Source organism: Dyadobacter luteus, assembly GCF_003383615.1.
GTDB classification, from domain to species: domain Bacteria; phylum Bacteroidota; class Bacteroidia; order Cytophagales; family Spirosomataceae; genus Dyadobacter; species Dyadobacter luteus.
In genome coordinates this window covers 1-4,014 of the sequence record NZ_QNUL01000055.1, presented here as the reverse complement: position 1 = coordinate 4,014, position 4,014 = coordinate 1, and the positions used below count along the sequence as shown (strand labels likewise).

Below are 4,014 nucleotides of genomic sequence, written 5' to 3'. Positions count from 1 at the left end.
ACAGAATCTCAAATCAATCAAAATGTCAATGAACAATGGGACTTATTTAATTAAAAAAACTTAACGCATCAGTACTAATCTTTAAATTTAGATTTGGTATACACTTTAAGATCATAAGACTGTTTAATAACAGATAGATTAATTTCTCTCAGGCCTGGACCAGGCTTTACCCATTTCCTAATCTAAGCTTCACATGTACATTTTCTTCAAGATAAAATCACTTTTATTCGCCTCGTTGCTGTTGATTCAACACGCTGTATCCGCCCAAACTGTGGATGATATCGTTTACAAACATATCAAGGCGATGGGAGGGGCAGAAAAAATCTCCGAACTGAAAAGCGTAAAAATAACGGCCAATATGAAAGTAATGAACATGGATATGCCCGTTACGACTACGATTGTACAGAACAAAGCTTTTCGCACTGAAACTCAGGCACAGGGAATGACGATCATTCAGGCTGTGAACGGAAATGCGGGTTGGATGATAAACCCGATGTCGGGACAAGCAAAAGCGAGCGCTTTACCTGAAGAAGTCGTCAAATCACTCGATTCCCAAAAAGATCTTACAGGTCTCTATAACTATAAGGAAAAAGGTTATAAGCTGACACTCGACGGTGAAGAAGATATGGATGGAGCCAAGGTATACAGAGTAACAGCTACGATGAATAATGGTGTCAGACAAGTCAACTACATTTCCAAAGACACTTTTTATATTCTAAAAATAACAGCTTCTATGCCTGTTGAAGGGCAGGACATTAAAACAGAAAGCGTACAGTCCGATTTCAGAAAGATAGACGGTATCACATTTCCATTTTTGCTCGAAGTAACTACCACGGCCATGCCAGGTATGACTATGGTAAACCGGATTGCATCTCTTGAAGTCAACCCGAAAATTGATGAGCGCATATTTGAAATGCCGAAGGAGTGAAAGAAGATTGAGGAGTTAAGAATGAATAATGATGAGTACGAAGTTCCTGATGTACGATAAGCTACCCACTTTCTCAACCTCGAAATCATTAGATTTAAATCCGGAATTGAAAAATTTCGGATTTTTTTGTGTTACATGAAACCATTTTTTCTTAATTCATGTATATACATTAAATGTAACAACATAAATATAACACTAACATGGCAACTGCAACAACATGGGTTATTGACCCAACACATTCAGAAATTCAATTTAAAGTAAAACACCTTGTAATTTCCACAGTTACAGGCTCATTCAAAACTTTTGAAGGAAGCGTAAGCACTGAATCAGAAGACTTCGACGGTGCAAGTGTATCATTTTCTGCAGACACAGCAAGCATTGATACCAACCAGGCTCAGCGTGATGAACACTTGAAATCAGCTGATTTCTTTGCAAGCGAAGAATATCCAAAAATTTCCTTTACCGGAACGTTGACTAAAAAAGGAAGTGACAGCTACGCACTGAAAGGTGATCTTAGCGTAAAAGACATTACTAAGCCTTTTGAATTCGCAGTAGAGTACGGCGGTAACATGACTGACTTCTACGGCAATAACAAATCAGGTTTCGAAATTACCGGCAAAATCAACCGTCAGGAATTCGGTTTGACCTGGGGCGCTGTAACTGAAGCTGGCGGTGTTGTTGTAGGCGATGATGTTAAGCTGATTGCTAACATTCAGGTGGTAAAACAATAATTTCCACAGACATTGGTGTAATCCTTACACTATAAGGATTGTACAAAAAATACGGTATCAGAATCACGTGATTACTGATACCGTATTTTTTATATCTTACTTTTCAAATCTCACTTATATCTGTTTTATTTTCAGGGCAAAAAATACGAAAGCTCGTCAATTTGTTACTACATTTAACAAAAAAAGAACTTAGCCTTGATAATCGAGACACGTGCTTATGCCCGCGCCGGGCTTTTGGGTAATCCTTCTGATGGTTTCTTTGGAAAAACTATTTCTATATCTGTCAGAAATTTCGGAGCATCCATTTCACTATACGAATCTCCTGAACTACATATTGAACCTCAGCCACAGGATGTAAATACTTTTCGCAGTATTTACCACTTGCGGGAATCTGTCAGTATGCTTGGGTATAATGGTGGTATCCCTTTGATTAAAGCCGGAATCAAAAAGTTTGGAGACTACTGTGAAGAAAATAACATCAAACTGCCTAACAGAAATTTCACAGTTCGCTACCGCTCTTCTATTCCGCGTCAGGTTGGCATGTCGGGATCAAGTGCTATCGTTGTAGCCTTGTTCCGCGCATTGATGCAGTTTTACAAGGTAGAAATCCCTATTGAAATACTGCCTCAGTTGGTGATGGTGACAGAAACTGAGGAACTTGGTATTACAGCCGGATTGCAGGATCGTGTGATCCAATGCTATGAAGGTTGTGTGTATATGGATTTCGACAAGGACATGATTCAGGAAAAGGGACATGGCAAGTACGAGCGGATTAATCCGGAATTACTGCCAAAACTATATGTCGCGTATAATACCAATCTGAGTAAGGTATCCGGTAAAGTACACAGCGATGTACGCGCCCGGTTTGATCGTGGGGAAAAAGAAGTGATTGACACCCTGGCGGCCATAGCTCAGAAAGCGGAAGACGGCCAGAAAGCGCTGCTCGAAGGCCGGGCTGATGATCTGCATCAGCTGATGAACGAGAACTTCGATCTTCGCTGCCAGATTTACAATGTCCCTGAATCAAATAAACAACTGATTGCTGCCGCCAGAGCTTGTGGGGCTTCTGCCAAATTCGCAGGATCAGGAGGAACGATTATCGGCATGTATCATAATGATGATATGCTCAATCAACTTTTCGTTCAGCTTAAAAAATTCAATGCAAGGGTGATCAGGCCGTTTGTAGTGTAACAGCTGTTAGCTGTTAGCTGTTAGCTGTTAGCTGTTAGCTAGAATTCCTCATTACAAGATTGAGTTCCAGAAACGAAAATTTATATTACAGATTTACAAAATAAAAATTTATACACCTGAAAGCCTTTGCGCTAAAAGCGGTTTACCGCGCGCTAATTGCTAACAGCTAATAGCTAAATCATGATTCGTAAAGCCGTTATACCAGCCGCGGGACTTGGAACCCGATTTTTGCCAGCAACCAAATCGATGCCAAAGGAAATGCTTCCGATTATCGATATTCCGACCATTCAATATGTAGTACAGGAAGCGGTTGACTCCGGCATTGAAGATATCCTCATCATTTCAGGAAAAGGAAAGAGAGCAATCGAAGATCACTTCGACCGTAATGTTGAACTTGAAAGCCGTCTGGAAGAGAAAGAAGATTTGCTTTGGTTCAATGAAATGCGTCGCCTTGCTGATATGGCGAATGTACATTTCGTACGCCAAAAAGAGGCCAACGGATTGGGAGACGCCATCTACTATGCACGTCACCATGTAGGCAATGAGCCTTTTGCTGTACTGCTGGGCGACACTATTATGGACTCTGTGATTCCGGTTACACAACAATTAATGGATACTTACGAGCAATACGGCGGTTCTGTCATCGCTGTGGAAGAAGTGCCTGCTAACAAAGTAAACCGCTATGGTATCGTAGGCGGAACTACACTGAGTGACACAATTATGGAGCTATCGACACTGGTAGAAAAACCTGCTATTGACCTGGCCCCTTCCAATCTGGCAATTGCAGGTCGGTATATCCTGACCCCTGAGATTTTTAAAACTATTGAACAAACTCCGAAAGGCAAAAACAATGAGATTCAGTTGACCGACTCAATGCTTTTGCTTCTGAAAAGAGAAAATATTTTCGCTCACAGAATTGAGGGCAAACGCCATGATATCGGTGATAAGCTCGATTACCTGAAAACTACCGTTGAGTTTGCGCTGAAACGTAAGGAATTCGCTGAGCCTTTCAGGAAGTTTTTGAATGACCTGTTGGCCGCAAATTAAGCGAAGCTATTTATCGTAAAGATGGAATTTTACCGTTATAATCGAGTAGGAGGAAAATGAAAGTTTTCCTCCTTTCATTTTCCGTCCTCTCACACCACCGTGCGTACGGGCCTCGTA

The 4,014-nt window shown here is 41.0% G+C and carries 4 protein-coding genes; all 4 read left to right on the top strand.

The annotated features are described in order from the left end of the window. Positions 1-193: 193 nt before the first annotated feature. Positions 194-928: an outer membrane lipoprotein-sorting protein gene (locus DSL64_RS28750; RefSeq protein WP_115834424.1), complete on the top strand. Its 735-nt coding sequence runs from the start codon at positions 194-196 to the stop codon at positions 926-928. A gap of 200 nt (positions 929-1,128) precedes the next feature. After that, positions 1,129-1,659 carry a YceI family protein gene (locus DSL64_RS28745; protein WP_115834423.1) on the top strand — a complete coding sequence of 177 codons (531 nt, stop codon included), beginning with the start codon at positions 1,129-1,131 and terminating at the stop codon, positions 1,657-1,659. Between the two features lie 195 nt (positions 1,660-1,854). Continuing rightward, complete coding sequence (locus tag DSL64_RS28740) at positions 1,855-2,850, top strand: mevalonate kinase family protein (protein WP_115834422.1); 996 nt, start codon at positions 1,855-1,857, stop codon at positions 2,848-2,850. A gap of 180 nt (positions 2,851-3,030) precedes the next feature. After that, entirely contained in the window at positions 3,031-3,897 is an 867-nt protein-coding gene (gene galU / locus DSL64_RS28735) for a UTP--glucose-1-phosphate uridylyltransferase GalU (protein ID WP_115834421.1), read from the top strand. Positions 3,898-4,014 lie beyond the last annotated feature (117 nt).

Excerpts from the sequence above, each read along its gene's own strand:
- DSL64_RS28745 (WP_115834423.1), top strand. The coding sequence starts at position 1,129 with ATGGCAACTGCAACAACATGGGTTATTGACCCAACACATTCAGAAATT.
- DSL64_RS28750 (WP_115834424.1), top strand. The coding sequence starts at position 194 with ATGTACATTTTCTTCAAGATAAAATCACTTTTATTCGCCTCGTTGCTG.
- galU (WP_115834421.1), top strand. The coding sequence starts at position 3,031 with ATGATTCGTAAAGCCGTTATACCAGCCGCGGGACTTGGAACCCGATTT.